The following is a 17,273-nucleotide window of genomic DNA, read 5'->3' as shown; positions in this document are numbered from 1 at the left end:
GGGTGTGACGGGGAGTCGGGAGTTTCAGGGAGCGGAGGCAGGGAGGGGAGCGGGGAGTTCGGGATCGTGGCGGGCGAGGGTGATGGCGAGGCGTTCGGCGAGTTCGGCAAGGTGGGGGTCGCCGGGGACGTCGGCGGGCTGGTCGGNNCGAGCAGCTGCTCGAAGCTCATGGCGTTCGGCCCGTACTGGTCGGGGAAGACCCGGGTGAGCCACCAGGCGGCCGCGCGCCAGTCCGGCCGCAGGTAGCGCACGAGGCGCTCGGTCATCTCGGTTCCGGTGACCGGGTCGGTCCACGTCCGTATGCGTTCGTCGACGACGAGGCTTCCGGCGCCCGCCTGCAGAACCCGGGTGAGGGCCCGGGCGGCCATCTGCGCCCGGGCGGAGGAAACCCGCTGGAACAGCTCCACGAACATCTCGTCGCGGACGTCGGCGGGTTCTCCGTCCTCGCGGGCCTGGACGGCGGCGCGGCCGCGGGCCATCCACCGGTCGATGGTGGACCGGGAGACACCCGCGCCCTCGGCGGCGAGCACGGTCGGGACGCCGACGGCCGCGGCCCGGGCGATGGCGTCGACGCGGTCCGGGGTGAGCAGGGACGGGCGGCCGGGGCGGCGGTTTCGAGGTCTCATGCGGGCGGACCGTACGGACGCGCGCCGCTACCGTCGCGCGGGGTTTCGCGCGTTGTGGGCGCCTTCCAACGCGCGCGGGTGCGAGAGGCCGGCGGCCGGTCGGACCTGTTGGACCCAACAGGTCTAGATCCATTGGGGGCAACAGGTCGAACATCATCTGTCCTGCGGTTTCCCCGAACGGGGCGGGATCGGTGCGGGGCCAGGGCCCGGGAGGGCGCAGGCGGTACGGTCAGGGGCGTGAACGTCACGGGAGGACCGGAAGCCGGCCGATGAGGAGCAACGCATGTCCCTGACCGTCCTGGGCCCGTTGCCCGAGACCGCCGACCGCCTGGACGTGGTCAGCGAGTGGCGCATCGACGACCTGATCGACGTGGTGGGGCGCGAGAAGGAAGTTGTTGAGGCAGCCCTCGCCAAGCTCGACTACAGCCGCGACCTGCGCGCGCAGCTGTTCGTCCCGCCCGAGCTGACCGTGCCCGCGACCTTCACCGGCCACCGCGTCTACGTGTGCGTGAACCAGAAGGGCGGCGCGGGCAAGACGACGACCGCCGTCGAGCTGGCGGCCGCGTGGGTGGCCATGGGCTACACGGTCCGCGTGATCGACGCCGACCCGCAGGAAGCCTCCCTGTCCGGCGTGTGGATGCTGCCCCGCTTCGACGGCATCGCCGAGAAGGACCGCCACACCCTGACCGACGTCCTCTTCGGCAGGCAGCCGCTGGACGAAGCGACGTACGAGACGTCCGTCCAGGGCCTCTACATCGTGCCCAGCGGTGAGGAGCTGGCCACCGCCGAGTACGACCCGCGGGCCGCGCGGGACGGCAGTCTGCGCACCGCGATCCGCAAGTCCAAGGCGCCGGTGGACATCACGATCATCGACGCGCCGCCCGCCCTGGGGAAGCTGTCCATCAACGGCCTCATCGCCGCCGACCAGGTCGTCGTGCCGCTCAGGGTCGGCGCGCTGGACCGCAAGGCGCTCCAGGACCTGCACAAGACGATCCGCCGCGTCCAGGAAGACGAGAACCCGGAGCTGGTGGTGGCGGCCGCGGTGATGACGTCGTTCGACCAGAGCAAGTACGCCGGTCTCGTCGGGGCCGCGCTGCGCCGCGACTTCCCCGAGGCGATCATCGCCCCGGCCCGCCGCAACGTCCAGGTCGCCGCGGCCGCCGACTTCGGGCTGCCGGTCCGCGCCCTGCAGCCCAAGGCCACGACGACCAGCGACTACGACCAGCTGGCCCGTCTCCTCCTGCCCGTGAAGGGAGCAGCAGCATGAGCCCGAAGCCCTTCGGCGACAACGGCAGCGGTCCGAAGGAAGGCGGGTCGGGCGGCCGGACGACCGGCGGCAGCAGCATCCTCGGCAAGCTGATCGGCGGCCAGCAGGTGCCCGGCGGGAAGACCAAGGTCCCCGCGTACGTCAGCAACGAGCTGCTGGAGAGGCTGCGGGACACCGTCGTCGGCCTGCAGCGCGACCCGGGCGTCGAGACCCCGCCTGTGTCGCTCTCGGCGTTCGTCGAGGCCGCGATCGAACTCGCCGTCGAGGAGGCCGAGGAGCAGCACAACGACGGCCGCCGCTACCCGCCCCGACCGAACAGGCAGCTCAAGACGGGCCCGCCCGTCCGCTGACCACACCTCTCAAGGGCCCTGCCGGGCGAACCGGCAGGGCCCTTTCCCATGCACGTCAGCCCCGGTTAGGTCCATTAGGTCTAATGGGTCTAATTCTGTGTTCGGGCGGTACGGCGGGGCGGACGTGGCTACCGTGCCCAGGGTGACGAAGCGAGTGGACGTCCTGGAGGAACTGCCCGAGCTCCAGGAGGCGGTGAACGCCGTGTGCGAGATGGCACCCTCCGAGGCCCGCGCGCGGCAGATCCGCGCCCATGCCCGCGAACTGGTGAGGGCTCTCCACCACCCCGACCACCCGCTGACTGTCGAGGACGACCTGGCCGACGTGTTCGACCGGGACTCCCTCAAGCGGTACGAGGCCCTCGCGCTCGTCGGCGAGCTGCGCGACCGGGGCCCGGTCCGGCCGACCGCCGAGGCCACGGCGAACGTGCGCTCGGGCGTGATGGTGCTCCTGCAGCGTGAGCTCGGCCTGGAGGTCGCCCACCTGCGTGAGCAGGAGGAACAGCCGCGCAAGGAGCCCGTCGACGTCGCCCGGCGCGAGCGGATGCGCGAGAGCCTGCAGACCGCCGCCGACTACATCGGCCGCCGCACCCACTGGACCGCCGAGGGCGGCCTGCTCACCCGGGGCTTCCCGCGCTGGGTGCGGATGCTCGCGATGTCCTCGGTCACCCTGGACACCGGATGCCGGGTCGGCGAGCTGTGCGCGCTGCGCCTGGAAGACCTCTCCCCCGCCCTGGAAGAGGTCCGCATCGTGCGCCGGCCGCAGAACTCCCGCCCGGACGACCCGGTCTCCGTCGAGGTCTACCCGCTGCGCCGGGCGACGCGGGCCGCGCTGCAGCGCTGGTTCCTGGTCCGCCGCCTGCTGATGGCGGACGTCACCGGCGGGGCCACCGCCGTGTGGGTGTCCGTGCGCGGCAACCACGGCGGCGTCGTGGCCGAGGACGTCGAACCGGAGTACCGGCCCGCAGGCACCACCCTGCAGGCGCGTGGCGCGGGACGGGCGTACACCGCGGCGGTCGCCAAGGTGAACGTCGAACTGGCCGGGACCGATGGCTGGACGCCGCTGCCCGAGCGGATGGAGCAGCTGCGCCGCGGCGTCGCCGCCCCCCAGCTCATCCTCGTGCCGCCGCGCCCGGATGCCGAGAAGGCCGCCGAGTTCATGGACCGCTTGGAGAAGGCCGGCCGACGGCTCGCCGCCCTCCCGGACGCCCGGGCGACCGCGACGAGCGGACGCGCCGCCCGCGACGAGGCCCGGCACGTGCTGCGCGAGGCGTGGCGGCTCGGCGTCGAGCACCAGGTGCAGCTCGACGTCCTTGAAGCCTCCGGCCTGCTCGCCTACGACACCCCGCGCGCCGGATGGGAGCCCGAGCTGCTGCGCGCCCTGGACCGCGCCGCCCGCCTCGCCCCGCTGTAGACCCGTTGGGCCCAACAGGACCAACCCGGCCCCGTCCGTGAATCGCGGACGGGGCTTCTGCGTGACGTGAAGGCGTCATACCCGCCGGTAGAGCCCGTTTTTGTGACGCCTGTACGTCACGCTCGCCGCCTCGCGCGACGGGCCGCACGGCGGCGCCACGCCCTCGATCTGCAGCGCCCGGAGCAGTACACGGCGTCCTGGCGGCGGTGCCCGCCGGCGAAGGTCATGTGGCCGCACTCCGGGCAGGTCAGCAGCCTGATCATGCCGGTGTCGTCGTTCCACTCCGCATCGCCCAACATCATCGCGAGAGTCATGATCCGGTCGGACGCCCGCCGGGCCCGGTAAGCCTGGGCCCGGCAGACGTCGTCGCAGTACCGGCGCCGGGCCGACGCGCTCCTCGGCAGCCGGGCCCCGCAGGAGGCGCAGAAACGAATGCGGGCCACGCCTTCAAGGGTCGCTCGCGAGGGTCTGTCCCGGCCAACGCCGTGAGACCGGAACGCACGGCGCTGACCTGCGAAAAGGAACGCCCGTGAGACTCATGAGACCGTCCTACGCGTGCGCGCGCGAGCCGGATCTCACCCGCCGGCCCATCGGGAGGGGCCACCATGGCGCCGTACCCGACGCCGACCGCAGGAGAGCCACGCCCGTGATCCGTGACCACCACCGGCTCAAGGGCGGCGCTGCCCAGCTCGGCGCCACCGGCCCCGGCCAGCCCGGCCCGTTCGGCGTCTGGCCCGCCGACGACCGCGACGGCCAGGACCAGGAGCCCGCCGACGACAACCCCACGACCGAGACGAGGACCGCATGAGCACCGAACACCGCGGCGCTGCAGGCCCGTACATCGAGTACGACGGGCTGCCCGTCCTGCACGCGACCGAGGTGAAGCTGCCGCTGATCCACCCGTACGCACCGGTGACGCCCGGCCGCTACGTCACGCCCGGCGGCGGGCGGCTCACCATCCGCACGCCCGAGAAGCCCGCCCACATCCGGATCACGCTGGATCACCTGGGCTGTCCCGCGCAGCTCACCGAGGAGAAGAACGACGCCTTCAAGCGGCTCGCCCTGGCCGCCGAGGGGCACTGCGTACACGCGGGCTGTCGGCACGTCCCTGCGTACGGGGGCGGGGTGCTGCGCTCCTTCGAAGTACGGAACGGGAGCATCACGCTCACCGCGTTCGTGCGGGCCGCGCTCGCGGTCGAGCTGGGGGACTTCGGCCCCGCGGACCGGCTCCTGCAGGAGTCCGAGGCGCTGGCCGGGCCTGTCCGCCGGGAGGGCGAGGAAGACCAGGCCAGCGACGGTTAGACCTGTTGGGGGCAACGGGCCTAACCGGGCGGCGGCTCGGCGAGCGGGGCGATGGCGGCATAGCAGGGGGCACACAGCGGCAGGGCGTCGGTGATGTCGCCCGCGCCCTGGAGGTCGCTGGCGGGCGAGACCACCCGCAGCAGCAGGCCCGGCTCGGCGGCCGCCAGGCACGTCAGCTCACCGGAGTGGTAGAGGCGGCACACACGGCGGCACCCGCCCGGCCGGTGCTGCTCCCAGCTGAACAGTGCCGCCTTCCGCAGGAACAGCACGGGGTGCACGGGCACGTCGGCCATGGCCCCAGGTCACATCCCGTCGACGGCGGCCAGCGCCTCGCGGGCGCCGGCCGGGACGTCCGGGTGGGCGTGGAAGGGCTGCGCGGTGTTCAGCAGGGTCCGCCACAGCAGCCGGACCGCGTCGGCGTCGGGCCGGTCGGCGAGGAGCTCGCCCTCCAGCTCGTACGCGGCGATCTCGGCGGCCAGGCCCAGGGCGCGCGGGATGCGCAGCAGTTCGGTGAAGTCGGGGGTGTCGTGCTGCTCGGCGGGGACGCGCCGGAGCAGGAGCTGCTCGCCCTCCGCCGCGCGGGCCTGGACGAAGGCGGCGAGCTCGCGGACGGTGTCGGCGGCCGGTACCCGGAATGCCGTGGTGGTCATGGCCGGGAGCGTAGCCGGGCCGGGACAGGCGGCGGCGGTCTTCGGGCCGGATGCCTGTTCAGCGCCCGTTGGCCCTGTTGGACCCAATGCCCCTAACCGCCGTGCCGGGCGTCGCGCAGTTCGTCCAGGAGCTGCCGGACCTCGTCGCGGGCGGCGGCCGCCGGACTGTCGGCGGGCAGTTCCGGGCCGTAGGAGCCGAGGATGAGCTGCAGGCCGCGCAGGCGTTCGGCGAGCGCGGGCCCGTCAAGCTCGCGGTGCCAGGTGACCAGCTGCTCGGCGGGGGCGGTGCTGGCCAGCTGCGGCCACGCGTCGTTCAGGCAGGCCAACGACCAGACGGCGGCGCGCAGGCGGGCCTCGTTGTCGCGGCACCAGGCGGCGCCGATCCGGTCGCGGGCCCGTTCGGCACGGTGGAGCTCGGGGTGGCGGTCGCCGCGGTAGGTGGCGGCCGCGCGCTCCAGGCGTACGAAGCGGCTCTCGGCGCTGGACCGCGAGGCCAGCCCGAGCGCGTGCGCGACCGCCTCCCAGGACGCGCCGCGGGCGCGTGCGGCGTGGGTCAGGTCGCGCTCCAGGGTGTCGAGGGCCGCCCGGGCCTCGTCGAGCTGGGTGAGCGCGGCGAGCACGTCCCCGGCCGGCACCTCGGGCCGCTCCTGGCCGTCCGGCACGCCGTAGCCGTCGGCGGCCGCGCGTACGGCGTGCATCGCGCGGACGGGGTCGAGGAAGGTGCGCCCGTCGCCGTACCGCTTCAGCAGCAGTTCCTCGGCTGCCTCCAGCAGCTGGTCGCGGGCCTCGGGATCGTTCGTCGCCATGGCGGGCAGCCTGCCACCCGGGGGCCCTCGTCCGCGAATCGCGGACAGAGAAGATCGCATATGCGGATGATCTACCAGAAAAACCGCGCTGACCAGCATGGATGATCCGTTCCGGGGCGAGGGTGCGGGGCGGAACGGGCCCGAGACGGGACCTGAAGGGGGCCAGGAGCGCCGAACTCGGCGTCGGCGCCGGGGAGTGCCGATCATGACCCGAGAGCCGCAGAGAGCCGCAGAGAGCCGCTCAGGGACGCTCCGCCCCGCTCTTGTAAGTCGCCGCGCGAAGCGCGTCTGTGTTCCATCGGCTTGCCGATGGGGCCTTGAAAGTCGTGCCCGAAGGGCTCCGTTCTAGGTATTGACCTGCACGTTCTCCCCCAGCGTCAGCCCCACGGCGCGGCCCGTCACCCGAATGGGTGACGGGCCGCGCCCCCCTCCCTCCAGGCTATTAACAGGCCCTTGCGCTAGTTACTGGTGGGTGTTGTCTGGGTCATGACCTGCTGTTTTCCGGCCATCCGCCGTCACAGCTCCGGTCACGACTCCGCTTCCAGCGTGAGGGGGTCAAGATCATCCGCGCGGGAATGGGGCGGAGAAGTGCTGTGAGCTGGGGTGATGGGTGCGGTACGGGCCGCACCCATCAGCTCCTGGCGGTGGCGCAAGGGCCCGTTAACAGCGGCACGGGGTGGGGCGGGACGTACGACGCCCCCGACGCGGGAGTGCGCCGGGGGCGGTCTGTGTGACGAGACGGGCGGCAGCCTGCCACCCGCCGCGGTCAGTGTCGCGGGCTCAGCGGATCGGCTTGGGCGTGCTGGCCGGGAACGTGATCCTCAAGTGGCCGGCGTCCGCCAGGCGCTGCAGGCCGGAGCGGACGGCGGCCTCGTTGCCGTCGGCGCGCTGACCCATCCGGCCGCCGGTCATGTGCGTCACGATCTCGTCGAGATCGCACGGGCCGTAGTGCATTCCGATCATGTGCATGGCTCGGACGTACAGGCCGAGGTCGTTCGGGGAGACCTCGGGATCGTTGATCACGGAGGAGGGCACCACCACCACGTCGGGGATGTCTGTCTGATCGATCTGGTGGTACTGCTTCCGGTCCTCGCGCGGCTGATCGCTCATGGCACTGCTGGTCATCGGTTCCCCTCCGGTCGGTCGCGAGGCTCATCCTGGCGGGCCGCCGGGCGGCACCGCACAGGATGAGCCATATTCGTATGCGCGTTCGATTTCGTCAGAGGGCTTCGGAGGCCATGTCGACGAACCGCGAGTAGTGGCCCTGGAAGGCGACCGTGATCGTCGCGGTGGGGCCGTTGCGGTGCTTGGCCACGATGATGTCCGCCTCGCCGGCGCGCGGGGACTCCTTCTCGTAGGCGTCCTCGCGGTGCAGCAGCATCACCATGTCCGCGTCCTGCTCGATCGAGCCGGACTCGCGCAGGTCGGAGATCACCGGGCGCTTCTCGGTGCGCTGCTCCGGGCCGCGGTTGAGCTGGGACAGCGCGATGACCGGGATCTCCAGCTCCTTGGCCAGCAGCTTGAGGCTCCTGGACATGTCCGAGACTTCCTGCTGGCGGTTCTCCGCCCGGCGGCTGCCGCCGGACTGCATCAGCTGCAGGTAGTCCACGATCAGCAGGTCCAGGCCCCGGGCCTGCTTGATGCGGCGGGCCCGCGAGCGGATCTCCATGAGGGTCAGGTTCGGTGAGTCGTCCACGATCAGGGGCGCCTCCTCGATGTCCGGCGTACGCCGGACCATGCGGTTCAGGTCGTCCTCGGTGACCGTTCCGGCGTTGATGTGGTGCAGGGCGACCATGCACTCGGCGCTGTAGAGACGGTTGGCGATCTCCTCGCGGCCCATCTCCAGCGAGAAAAACGCGCTGGTCTTGCCGTGCTTGACCGAGGCGGCGCGGGCGAAGTCCAGGGCGAGGGTGGACTTGCCCATGGCGGGGCGGGCGCCGATGACGATGAACTGGCCGGGCCTGAAGCCGTTGGTCAGCGAGTCGAGGTCGGCGAACCCGGTGGGCAGGCCGGTCATCTTCGCGGTGCCCTTCATCCGGGCGTCGAGCCGGTCCCAGAAGGCGGGCACGTCCTCGCGGACGGGGGCGTAGCCGGCGGACTGCTCCCGGCCCTTGAGCGCGTCGAGGATCTCGGCCTCGGCGGCGCTCCTGATCTCGTCGAGTTCGCCTTCGCCCGCGTAGCCGAGCTGGGTGATGCGGGTGCCCGCCTCGGTCAGCCGCCGCAGCACGGCGCGCTCGTGGACGATGTCGGCGTAGTACTCGGCGTTCGCGGCCGTGGGCACCGTCTGCACCAGGCTGTGCAGGTAGGAGGCACCGCCGATCTTGGTGATCTCGCCGCGCTTGGTGAGCTCGGCGGCAACGGTGATCGGGTCGGCGGGCTCGCCCTGGCCGTACAGGTGCAGGATCGCGTGGTGGATCGTCTCGTGGGCCGGGCGGTAGTAGTCCCTGGGCTGCAGGGCCTCGATCACGTCGGCGATGGCGTCCTTGGACAGCAGCATTCCGCCGAGGACCGACTGCTCGGCGCCGAGGTCCTGCGGAGGAACCCGCTCGAAACCGTCGGCGGGGCCGCGGCGGCGGGGCTCGTCTGCGCCGTCGGCGGGACCGGCGGGTGCGACGATGGACATGTGGATCTCCTTCGGGGGTTCTCCGACTGCGGCGGCCGGTTCTTGACGGGAGTGGCCGCCGCAGTCGTGTTCGGGCGTCGGGTGGAGGGTCAGGCGTTCTGACCGGCGCGGAGCCGGGCGAGCAGCCCAGCGCCGTCGACGGACACGGGAGCGGACTTCCCGCGCTGCTGCCGCTCGCGCTCGGCCCGCACGCACGGCGGGCAGTCGCCCTCGGCGTACGCCGGGTGCCGCTCGCACTTCGGAGGCCCGGACGGCCGGGCGGCCTTGGGAGCCACCGGCGGGTTGTGGTCCGCGTGACGGGCCAGGTCGGTGTAGCCCAGGCCCGGCAGCTGCCCGGCGAGCTTCGCGACGTGCTCCACCGGCCAGGTCAGCGCCAGCAGCGCCTCAGCGTCAGCCTTGATCCGCGCGGCCGTGCCCGGCGTCGGGTAGACGCCCAGGGCGCCGATGTACGCGTCCATGACCGTCTTGAGGTCCACCTGCAACTGGGTCGGCTGGGCCTGGTCGTCCGACTCAGGCCGCGGGGGCGGCACCGGCGCAGCAGCAGCGGCGGGAGCCGTGGGCTTGTCGAGCGAAGCGTCGATCTCTCTCTCGTTCTTCGGGGCCGGAGAGCCCGACGACGGCAGTGCGTTCAGAGCACCCGCCGGAAGAGAGAGAGGAAGTTTCACTTCCTTATTACTTCTACCGCTCGATTTGAGCACCCGTGACGCATCGATTTGAACACCCGTAACACCCGCATCACTGGTCGGGTGCTCAGATTGAGCACCCGCTGACCTGCGCTTTTTCGACGGGTGTTCAGATCGAGCACCCGTGGCCGGTGCTCCCTTCGACGGGTGTTCAGATCGAGCACCCGTGGCCATCACGGTCTCGCAGAGCACGTCGGAAGGGTGTCCACCGGGGCAGCCCTGCTCGTGGCCGCCAGCGAGGTCGTAGACGGGCGGACGCTTGTCTGCACGGATGTGGTCGACGAGCTTCTCGTCGCCCGGCAGCAGCACGCCGGCGGCCTTGAGGTTCCGCAGGTGCTTGAGGACCGTCGACTCGCCCATGAGGCACTCCTTGGCGAGCGTCGCGGCCTTCGCGAAGCAGCCGCGCATGTCCCCGCCGACGTGGTTGCCCACGCGGATGAGGACCAGGAGCTCGCCGGAGTTCTTGCAGCCCTCGATACCGACCTTGTCGACCCACGCCTGGCCCTGGGTACTCATCGGGCCACCCCCTCGGCGGCGCGAAGGTCGGCGGTGGGCGCGGCCGGGGCGGCCGGGGCGGCCGCGCAGGGCAGGGCGCGATTTTGCTGAGAAGTCTTCGTCACGGCGCCTTCGTATGCGGCCGCGGACGTTAGCGTCGCGGGCTGCGCGGCGAGGGGCCGGAGGGGGCGGTGCATGGGGTGCGAACTCTCCCGATCGGGTAGAGAGCCGCACGTCGGTGATCATCAGCAGGTAACCGGACGGGCCTACGAGTGGTGCTGCGTAGACCTCGGGTTGCCGGTTACTCTGACTACTGGTGACCGGGCCCCTTGGGGTAGGGAGCCCGGCGTTACCGCCGACGTACGACTCAGGTCTGTGTGGCTTGCAGGGCCGGAAGCTGAGTCAGGCAGTTCAGTTCGAGGGCCGCTCCTGTTGGCGCAGGGGCGGCCCTCGGCGTTATGGGGCGCGTGCGTGCATGACGACCATGGTGGAGTCCTCCCGCCGGTTGGGGAAACCGGCGTTGAGCTGGTAGGGAGCGTGGGCGCATCCGGTGATCGTGCCGGACGCCGATGTGGTGTTGTACCGGGTTTCCGGCGCGGATACTCCGAGGTCCCGTCTGCCGGGAGAGAACTTGCGATGCCGTCCCGCCACGCGGGAAGCGCGGGACCGTGTCGGCGTGGCGCCGTGTCCTGCTGGCCCACTGTCGGTGGGTACGCGTAGCCTGCTGAACATCGCAGGCACCTCCAGGTAAGTGGTGGGTGCTTGATCGCGGGCCGGGCTCTCACACACCGGCTTCGCGACCGGCAGGCCCCCGCGGGGGCCTGTTCGCGTTTCCGGCACATCTTCCTCCCTGAGCACGCGACGGGTGGTCAGCCCGACGGATTCGGAGTGTCGGCGGGTGCCTCTGTCGTAACGAGCGGCGGAAGGTCGGGGTGAGCGACTGCTGCGGCCGGCCGCTGGGCCATCCAGCCCGAGAGGCGGTGGGCAGGGGCTTCGGTCCGTACGTGCTCGAACCCTTCGTGCAGGTAGTAGTCCTGAAGCTTGACGTTCGTTCGCCAGCAGTCGAGACGTACCCAGGGCAGTCGGTGAGCGCGGGCAACTGAGCCGACCCAGTCGAGGATGCGGCCGCCCAGCTGCAGGCCGCTGGCCTGGCGGGCCGTGATGAGTTTGGCGACGTACACGGCGGACTCCGGGGCGTCGGACGCCTTCCAGAAGTCGGCGTCGGGGCGCGCGAGGGTGACCGTGCCGAGGACTTCCTCGCGGCCGTCCTCGACGACCCAGGTACGACCTGCGGCGATGTCGTCCCGCCACTTCGCAAGTGCTCGGTCGCGGAAGCCGGGGCTGCGCCACTGGTCGATGCCAGCGGCGGCGAGCCATTCCTCCGCTTCGATGCGCAACTTCATCAGGGCTGTCTCGTCGCTGCCGGAGGCGTGACGAACAGTCAGTTGGTTCACAGTCAGACTTCCATCTCGTACACGAGCGTGTTGAGGTGGCCGGGGGCCACCGTGACCATCACTCGCACTGGCTTGCCGTCCTCGCCGTATCCGATGCGTGTGTGCCGGATGACGGGTGTTCCGATTCCTTCAGGGAGCTCAAGACGCTCGGCCTCGGCGGGGGTCGCGGGCGGCCAGGACCTTATTTCGTCCCGGAGTGCGACCTGCGGGTGCCCGATGAAGTCGAGGATGCCCTTCGGCCTGGTGACGTCGGCCTCGACCATGAGGTCCGTCTCCAAGGCGATGCTGGTCGGGAACCAGCTGTCGGCGAGCTGGAACGGCTCACCGTCGACACGTCGCACGCGTCGACGCGCCACCACGAAGGTGCCCGGCTCGACCTGGAGCCACTTGGCGACGTCTGCGGGCGCGGGCTCGACCGATACGCGGGGCGTGTCCTGAGTAGCGATACGGCCCTGCTCCTCGGCGGCGGCCTTCCAGTCGTCTTGGCCGGCCGCAGGGTCATCGCGACGACTCCCGCGCTCGAAGCGGTGCAAATGCCATTCGAGCGGCTTGATGGAGCGCACGAAGACGCCTTTGCCCTGCCTTGCTTCGAGCTGCCCACTGGCCTTCATCAGCGAGATGACGCGGTAGATGGTCTTCTCGCTGACTTCGTACTGGACGGCCAGGTCGCGGGTGCTGGGCAGCTGTTCTCCAGGCTGCAACTCCCCGGACGCGATGCGCCCTTCCAGGTCATCCGCGATTTCGCGGATCGGCGGTGACTTCATCCTCGGTGGCATGCCCGGCAGAGTAGCCCAACTTCGAGTCGGAAGTCAGGGCGTGTGTTTCTAGCTTCGGGTCTGAAGTGCTCCCTATTCCTGCCGTGAGCTGCAACCTTCCCTAAAAATGCCAGTTCTGACGGCCCATCGACCTTTCCTGACTTCGTGTCCGAAGTTGTTGACGACCTTGGTCTGAGGGGGCTACGGTCGGTGTCGCGCCAGCTTCGGACACGAAGTTGAGTGCAGGGCCCTGTCCTGTGCGCTCTTGGCGTAGCTGTGCCGAATGCGCGGCGTCAGCGGAGGTCCCTCACGGGGCTGAAGGTGGCTGGCTGCTCGTTCCTTGAGAACTCCATAGAGGACGCACCGCAGCCTGAACACGGGAAGAGGCGGCCGTCAGCAGTAACCAAGCAGGCAACAGCGACAAGCCGTATGGCCCTGCCGCACGAAGAGCAGCAAGCACCTTCTCCCAATGCCGTCCTTGCGGGGCGGGTGGAGCCGAGACGTGCGGTGAGACAAGGGCAAAGATCGCGGGCCCCGTAGGCAGCAACACGACCGGTTCGAGTCCGGTCCGGGGCGCGACGGCAGAGATGCCGCTCAACTGCGCCGCCCAGACGGCGCGACCCCCGGCACACATGGCGTTGGAGCGCCGTGCCGGGGGTCTACGGATCTACCAGCAAAGGAACCGATCCGCATGACCATCTTCGCAGTAACCAACGCTGCTCCGCTGCGGCCCCGGGCCGTGACCGACGGCGTCGACGACGTCGTCGCCGAGGCGTGGAGCGTGTTCGGTGAGGTCCAGGACCTGGCGCGGCTCGGCGTCGAGGTCGCGGTGACCGTCCGCCCCGGCGAGATCGTGGCGGACCTGGTCGTCCGCAAGGAGGCCGCGCACCTGCTGTCCACCCTGGTGAAGGAGCTGGAGGACAGCGGCATCACCCGGACCAAGACCGGCTTCCGGATCGCCGGGACGATGTGCCAGGGCAACGTGAGCCTGCGCGTCATCGTCGACAGCTCCGAGGTCACCGTCGAGCAGATGGAGGCCGTGGTCGCCGTGGTCGACGTCGACTTCGACGCGTACGCCGGCGGCGACGAGTACACGGGGCGGGCCGCGTGAGCGCCCGGCAGGCCGAGCAGGCCCGGCAGGACGTCGAGCGGCAGGCCACCCCGGCCGCCATCGAGCGGCAGGCCACTCCGGCCGCCGAGGACGTCTGCCCGATGTGCGAGTACTGGCGGTGCCGCTGCGGCGAGAGCGTGAGCGGGGGCAGTCGCTGATGAAGCTGCGCTTCCCGATCCGTGTCGTCCGCACCCGCACGCTCGACGAGCTGCGCAAGAGGGCCGACGCCACCGACACCGCGACCGTGCACAGCGCGGCCGCGCTGTTCGCCCTGCAGATCGTGCACGGCGACCGCGACCAGGTGCTGGAGCGCCTGGACGGGATCGTCGACGACCTCCAGGTCCACATCCTGCGCCGCCACCTCGCGGTGGAACTGCTGCAGGAGATCGACCCGACCGGGCCGCCGCACGAGGTGGCCGAGCAGATCCGCACCGCACGCGAGGCCCTGGTCCGGGGCGGAGAAGAGGTCACAGCATGAGCAGCGCCCTGGTCAGCAGGCCCGTGATGGCCGTCGAGAAGTTCGTCCAGGAGCACGGCGACGTCGAGACGTGGTCGTCGGTCGACTGGGAGGTTCACCAGAACCTCACGGAGATCGCGGTGGCCCACGGGCCGATCGGCAGCCGCCGCCAGAAGGTCAGCCGCCGGACGGCTGCGGTGGCGGTGCTCACCTACGCCATGGTGCTCTACGCGGTCACCGAGATCGTGTCCGCGATCCGCGGACCGCGGGTGATGACGGAGCTGGACTACCACCTGAACAACGTGATCGCCGGGCCGCTCGCCCGGGCGGAGGACTGCCTGCGCTTCTCGGGCGACCTGCTGGTCCGGCAGCGCATCTGGCGGAACGGGTACCGAGCCGTCGCCGCGATTGACCGGCTGACCGCTCGCCTCGCCCGGGGCTGATCAACGGACCGCACCGCACACCAGGTGGCCGCCGGGAGGCGGCCACCCGCATGAAAGGAGCTCGCGTGGCGGCCCGAACCGGCACCACCCGCAGCACCCGGAAGAACACGGCGGCCCGTAAGCCGCCGGCTAAGACGACGACACCCCCGCCGCAGCGCCGACCGGCCGCCGAGGCACCCGTGCCGCCGAGCCCGGAGGTGCGGGAAGAGGCGGAGGCCCGGCTCGCGGACATGCGGGACCGGGCGGCCGACCTGATGGACCGGGCCGCCGACACCCTTGACCTGGCGCGGCAGCAGGCGGCCGAGGAGACGGCGCGGCTGATCGCCACCGCCGAGGAGACGGCCCGCACGATCCGGCAGAACGCGGCCGCCGACGCCAGGAAGGTCCTGGTCGAGGCCGGGGGCGAGGCGGACACCGTCCGCGCCGCCGCCGGCCAGGAGGTCCGAGACCTCCTCGACACCGCCCGCGCCGACGCGGAACGGGCGGCCGAGGAGATCACGGCGGCCGCCGAGGAACAGGCGCAGGCCCTGCTGGCCGGGGCCGAAGACCAGGTGAGCGCCGTGCTCGCCGAGGCCGAGCAGCGGGCGACCACTCTGGTGGACATGCGCCGGGCCTCGGCCGAGGCCGCCTACCGCAACGCCCTGGACGACGCCGCGAAGATCCTGGGTGAGGCCCAGGACCAGGCGGCCGAGATCAAGGCCCGGCGGGCCGTGCTCGACACGGAGCTGGACATCGCCAGCCGGTCGGCGCGGCTGGAGCTGAACGAGGAGCTCGCCGAGCGCCGTGCGCAGATCGACGCCGAGCTGGCCCGGTACCGCGAGGAGACCGAGGCGGCCCGGGCGCAGATCGAGGCGGACTTCCGCAAGCTGGGTGAGGCCCACGAGCGGGAGCGTCAGGCGCAGCGCGACAGGCTCGCCGCCGAGGCCGAGCAGCTGCGCGCGAAGGCGGTGGCCGACGCCAAGACGGCGGCCGCCGGGGTCCGCCAGCAGGCAGACGAGGTGCTGCGGCAGGCGGAGCAGGAACGGGATGCCGCGCGGGAGGCCCGCCGTCTCGCCGAGAAGCGGGCGGCGAGCCTCAAGAAAGAGCGGTCCCGGGGCGACGTCATCAAGCAGGTCAGCCTCTGGGCCGGTCTGGGCGCGGTGATCATCCTGACCGCGTCCGGCGAGTGGGCGTTCGCCAGCATGGTCGGCCTCGGCAACACCCCGATCGGGGACGCCGGATGGGCCCTGCCGGTCGGTCTCGACATCTACGCCGTGACCGCGTTCCGCAAGAAGAAGGACGTGCCGTTCGCGCTCGGTCTGATGGCCGCCACGAACCTGACGTATCACGTGGCGGACATGACCGGCGCCGGCATGAAGGTGGTCGACGGCAAGGAGCATCCCAGCGTCTGGCTTATCGCCGTCGCGGTGATCGTCGTGGTCGCCATCGTCTGGCGGATCCACCGCCTGCTCGAAGACGACCACGAGGACCCCGCGAAGCCCGCGCCGACCGGTACCGCCGACGCCGCCGCCACCGGTAGCGGCACCGGCCAGCCGGGCGGCGGGGACACCGGTAACCCGACCGGTGACCCGTCGTCTACCGGCAGCGGTAGCGGGGGCGGTAATCCGGGTTCTACCGGTAGCGGTAACCCGACCGGTAATCCCGGTCCTACCGGTAGCGGTAAACCGCGTTCTACCGGTGGCGGTAAGCCGGGCGGTACCGGTGGCGCAAGCCCCGGCGGTACCGCCCGGCCGCGCGGCGGTAAGCCCGGCAGGCCCGGCGGCCCGAGCGCCGAGCAGCGGGCAGCGGTAAGGGCCCGCGCCGCCGAGATGTTCGCGGCGGGCGAGACCCCCTCGCCTACCGCTCTCGCCGCCGAGTTCGGCGGCCTCGACCCCGAGTGGGTCCGCAACCAGATCCGCGCCGTCCGCCCCTGATGCGGTACGGCGCGGGCCTGGCCCTCCCTCCCCTTCCCCCAGCACACCAGTGAGAGGACGGCTCATGAACGCCGCCGACAACGCCGACAAGTGGACGCCTGACCGCCTGGAGACGCACGTCGACCGGGCGATTCACCTGGAGCAGCGCCGGGCGCAGCTCCAGCCGATCGTGGACGACCTGCGCCGCCTGGCCCGCGAGATGCAGGCCAAGCTCAAGGAGGCCGAGGCCATCGAGGGCGACTTCATCGGCCAGTCCCGCATCCGGGCCTGGAACACCGCCCGGCCGCTGTTCAAGGCCGCCGACGACGTCGAGAAGGCCCTGGCCGACCTGGTCTCCTTCAACGCCCGCTTCCAGCGGTCGTACGAGGACCTGCCGGACAAGCGTGAGGAGAAGCGCCGGCGCAAGGAGCTGGCCAAGGGCGGGCAGCAGCAGGCGATCACCTCCCCGCCGCCCGCCGGTGAGCAGGCCGCTTCCCCGTCGACCGAGCAGTACGGCGGGGTTTTCGACGGGCTGCGGAAGGGGGCCTGAGCCGGTGGCCGCCCAAACCAAGGCAGAACGGACGGCGGCCAACCGCCTGGCGCACTTCGAGCAGCGCCAGGCGGACCGGGCCGCGCGCGGCCCGCGGNNCGGCGACGCGGAGGCATGGAACGACCTCTCCCGCACGATCGCCAACTGGGTCGCCCGTTACGAAGGGTGACCACGCGGGTCAATCAATCCAACGTTCAAACCCGGCTGTGACCGCCTCGCGCACGCGTAATGCGGACGCGCGGACACACGGGCGCGCGGACACGCGCGCGCGTACGCGAGACGGTCACAGCCTGTCAACCCCTTTGGAGATCGAATGAGCGACGACGAGGGCCGGGTGATCCCCTTCCGGCCTCCGGCTGGAGCCCCTCCGCCGCCTCCGCCACCGCCCCCGGCACCAC

Annotated in this window: 20 protein-coding genes; 11 read left to right on the top strand and 9 right to left on the bottom strand. The window is 71.5% G+C overall.

Annotation, left to right across the window (positions count from 1 at the left end; all coding sequences use genetic code 11):
- The first annotated feature begins 909 nt into the window (after positions 1-909).
- The 3 genes from AOK08_RS02560 to AOK08_RS02550 all read left to right on the top strand — a co-directional run bounded on the left by AOK08_RS02560 (position 910) and on the right by AOK08_RS02550 (position 3,654).
- Positions 910-1,893, top strand: coding sequence for a ParA family protein (locus tag AOK08_RS02560; protein ID WP_055523207.1), 984 nt, complete (start codon positions 910-912; stop codon positions 1,891-1,893).
- The gene (locus AOK08_RS02555) at positions 1,890-2,243 is read left to right on the top strand and encodes a hypothetical protein (protein WP_055523205.1); all 354 of its coding nucleotides are present in this window, start codon (positions 1,890-1,892) and stop codon (positions 2,241-2,243) included. The genes AOK08_RS02560 and AOK08_RS02555 overlap by 4 nt, the downstream gene beginning before the upstream one ends.
- 142 nt (positions 2,244-2,385) lie before the next feature.
- Positions 2,386-3,654, top strand: a complete 1,269-nt coding sequence (locus tag AOK08_RS02550; protein ID WP_055523203.1) for a site-specific integrase — start codon at positions 2,386-2,388, stop codon at positions 3,652-3,654.
- A 116-nt stretch (positions 3,655-3,770) separates the two neighbouring features.
- Here AOK08_RS02550 and AOK08_RS02545 read toward each other — a convergent pair whose 3' ends face one another.
- Complete coding sequence (locus AOK08_RS02545) at positions 3,771-4,097, bottom strand: hypothetical protein (protein WP_055523201.1); 327 nt, start codon at positions 4,095-4,097, stop codon at positions 3,771-3,773.
- Between the two features lie 86 nt (positions 4,098-4,183).
- Here AOK08_RS02545 and AOK08_RS45450 point away from each other — a divergent pair, with 86 nt between their 5' ends.
- Together AOK08_RS45450 and AOK08_RS02540 are read left to right on the top strand one after the other, a co-directional pair.
- On the top strand, positions 4,184-4,462 hold the full coding sequence (locus AOK08_RS45450; protein WP_157876535.1) for a hypothetical protein: 279 nt from the start codon (positions 4,184-4,186) through the stop codon (positions 4,460-4,462).
- Positions 4,459-4,956 carry a DUF6420 family protein gene (locus tag AOK08_RS02540; protein WP_055523199.1) on the top strand — a complete coding sequence of 166 codons (498 nt, stop codon included), beginning with the start codon at positions 4,459-4,461 and terminating at the stop codon, positions 4,954-4,956. Before AOK08_RS45450 ends, AOK08_RS02540 begins: the two co-directional genes overlap by 4 nt.
- Positions 4,957-4,976: 20 nt before the next feature.
- Here the strand turns inward: AOK08_RS02540 and AOK08_RS02535 are convergent, their stop codons facing one another.
- The 8 genes from AOK08_RS02535 to AOK08_RS02495 form a co-directional block, all read right to left on the bottom strand.
- A complete protein-coding gene (locus AOK08_RS02535; protein WP_055523198.1) occupies positions 4,977-5,249 on the bottom strand; it encodes a DUF6372 family protein in 273 nt (90 codons plus the stop codon).
- A 9-nt stretch (positions 5,250-5,258) separates the two neighbouring features.
- The gene (locus AOK08_RS02530; RefSeq protein WP_055523195.1) at positions 5,259-5,606 is read right to left on the bottom strand and encodes a hypothetical protein; all 348 of its coding nucleotides are present in this window, start codon (positions 5,604-5,606) and stop codon (positions 5,259-5,261) included.
- A 92-nt stretch (positions 5,607-5,698) separates the two neighbouring features.
- Positions 5,699-6,412 (bottom strand): hypothetical protein, encoded by a 714-nt coding sequence (locus AOK08_RS45445; protein ID WP_055523193.1) that lies wholly within the window; start codon positions 6,410-6,412, stop codon positions 5,699-5,701.
- Positions 6,413-7,192: 780 nt separating this feature from the next.
- Positions 7,193-7,537 carry a hypothetical protein gene (locus tag AOK08_RS02520; RefSeq protein WP_055523191.1) on the bottom strand — a complete coding sequence of 115 codons (345 nt, stop codon included), beginning with the start codon at positions 7,535-7,537 and terminating at the stop codon, positions 7,193-7,195.
- Between the two features lie 94 nt (positions 7,538-7,631).
- Entirely contained in the window at positions 7,632-9,035 is a 1,404-nt protein-coding gene (gene dnaB, locus AOK08_RS02515) for a replicative DNA helicase (RefSeq protein WP_055523189.1), read from the bottom strand.
- An 89-nt stretch (positions 9,036-9,124) separates the two neighbouring features.
- Complete coding sequence (locus AOK08_RS45440) at positions 9,125-10,234, bottom strand: helix-turn-helix domain-containing protein (protein WP_157876534.1); 1,110 nt, start codon at positions 10,232-10,234, stop codon at positions 9,125-9,127.
- 848 nt (positions 10,235-11,082) lie between these two features.
- Positions 11,083-11,667: a GNAT family N-acetyltransferase gene (locus tag AOK08_RS02500; protein WP_241826785.1), complete on the bottom strand. Its 585-nt coding sequence runs from the start codon at positions 11,665-11,667 to the stop codon at positions 11,083-11,085.
- A gap of 2 nt (positions 11,668-11,669) precedes the next feature.
- Positions 11,670-12,443, bottom strand: coding sequence for a GntR family transcriptional regulator (locus AOK08_RS02495; protein WP_241826784.1), 774 nt, complete (start codon positions 12,441-12,443; stop codon positions 11,670-11,672).
- A 670-nt stretch (positions 12,444-13,113) separates the two neighbouring features.
- On the opposite strand from AOK08_RS02495, the gene AOK08_RS02490 reads away from it, so the two are divergent.
- The 6 genes from AOK08_RS02490 to AOK08_RS02470 all read left to right on the top strand — a co-directional run bounded on the left by AOK08_RS02490 (position 13,114) and on the right by AOK08_RS02470 (position 16,875).
- Entirely contained in the window at positions 13,114-13,533 is a 420-nt protein-coding gene (locus AOK08_RS02490; RefSeq protein ID WP_055523181.1) for a hypothetical protein, read from the top strand.
- Entirely contained in the window at positions 13,530-13,691 is a 162-nt protein-coding gene (locus tag AOK08_RS45435; RefSeq protein ID WP_157876533.1) for a hypothetical protein, read from the top strand. Before AOK08_RS02490 ends, AOK08_RS45435 begins: the two co-directional genes overlap by 4 nt.
- Complete coding sequence (locus AOK08_RS02485; RefSeq protein ID WP_055523179.1) at positions 13,691-14,011, top strand: hypothetical protein; 321 nt, start codon at positions 13,691-13,693, stop codon at positions 14,009-14,011. The genes AOK08_RS45435 and AOK08_RS02485 overlap by 1 nt, the downstream gene beginning before the upstream one ends.
- Positions 14,008-14,433, top strand: coding sequence for a hypothetical protein (locus tag AOK08_RS02480; RefSeq protein ID WP_055523177.1), 426 nt, complete (start codon positions 14,008-14,010; stop codon positions 14,431-14,433). The genes AOK08_RS02485 and AOK08_RS02480 overlap by 4 nt, the downstream gene beginning before the upstream one ends.
- A gap of 65 nt (positions 14,434-14,498) precedes the next feature.
- Positions 14,499-16,346: a coiled-coil domain-containing protein gene (locus AOK08_RS02475; RefSeq protein WP_055523176.1), complete on the top strand. Its 1,848-nt coding sequence runs from the start codon at positions 14,499-14,501 to the stop codon at positions 16,344-16,346.
- A gap of 64 nt (positions 16,347-16,410) precedes the next feature.
- Positions 16,411-16,875, top strand: coding sequence for a hypothetical protein (locus tag AOK08_RS02470; protein ID WP_055523173.1), 465 nt, complete (start codon positions 16,411-16,413; stop codon positions 16,873-16,875).
- Positions 16,876-17,273 lie beyond the last annotated feature (398 nt).

It is taken from the genome of Streptomyces graminilatus (assembly GCF_001418565.1).
In the GTDB taxonomy this organism is placed as follows: domain Bacteria; phylum Actinomycetota; class Actinomycetes; order Streptomycetales; family Streptomycetaceae; genus Streptomyces; species Streptomyces graminilatus.
The sequence above is the reverse complement of the archived record's forward strand: the minus strand, read 5'-3'. Positions and strand labels throughout refer to the sequence as shown.

What these genes read in the sequence shown, in the direction of transcription:
- AOK08_RS02560 (WP_055523207.1), top strand. Translation starts at nt 910, where the DNA reads ATGTCCCTGACCGTCCTGGGCCCGTTGCCCGAGACCGCCGACCGCCTG.
- AOK08_RS02555 (WP_055523205.1), top strand. Translation starts at nt 1,890, where the DNA reads ATGAGCCCGAAGCCCTTCGGCGACAACGGCAGCGGTCCGAAGGAAGGC.
- AOK08_RS02540 (WP_055523199.1), top strand. Translation starts at nt 4,459, where the DNA reads ATGAGCACCGAACACCGCGGCGCTGCAGGCCCGTACATCGAGTACGAC.
- AOK08_RS02535 (WP_055523198.1), bottom strand. Translation starts at nt 5,249, where the DNA reads ATGGCCGACGTGCCCGTGCACCCCGTGCTGTTCCTGCGGAAGGCGGCA.
- AOK08_RS02530 (WP_055523195.1), bottom strand. Translation starts at nt 5,606, where the DNA reads ATGACCACCACGGCATTCCGGGTACCGGCCGCCGACACCGTCCGCGAG.
- AOK08_RS45445 (WP_055523193.1), bottom strand. Translation starts at nt 6,412, where the DNA reads ATGGCGACGAACGATCCCGAGGCCCGCGACCAGCTGCTGGAGGCAGCC.
- AOK08_RS02520 (WP_055523191.1), bottom strand. Translation starts at nt 7,537, where the DNA reads ATGACCAGCAGTGCCATGAGCGATCAGCCGCGCGAGGACCGGAAGCAG.
- dnaB (WP_055523189.1), bottom strand. Translation starts at nt 9,035, where the DNA reads ATGTCCATCGTCGCACCCGCCGGTCCCGCCGACGGCGCAGACGAGCCC.
- AOK08_RS45440 (WP_157876534.1), bottom strand. Translation starts at nt 10,234, where the DNA reads ATGAGTACCCAGGGCCAGGCGTGGGTCGACAAGGTCGGTATCGAGGGC.
- AOK08_RS02495 (WP_241826784.1), bottom strand. Translation starts at nt 12,443, where the DNA reads ATGCCACCGAGGATGAAGTCACCGCCGATCCGCGAAATCGCGGATGAC.
- AOK08_RS02490 (WP_055523181.1), top strand. Translation starts at nt 13,114, where the DNA reads ATGACCATCTTCGCAGTAACCAACGCTGCTCCGCTGCGGCCCCGGGCC.
- AOK08_RS02485 (WP_055523179.1), top strand. Translation starts at nt 13,691, where the DNA reads ATGAAGCTGCGCTTCCCGATCCGTGTCGTCCGCACCCGCACGCTCGAC.
- AOK08_RS02480 (WP_055523177.1), top strand. Translation starts at nt 14,008, where the DNA reads ATGAGCAGCGCCCTGGTCAGCAGGCCCGTGATGGCCGTCGAGAAGTTC.
- AOK08_RS02470 (WP_055523173.1), top strand. Translation starts at nt 16,411, where the DNA reads ATGAACGCCGCCGACAACGCCGACAAGTGGACGCCTGACCGCCTGGAG.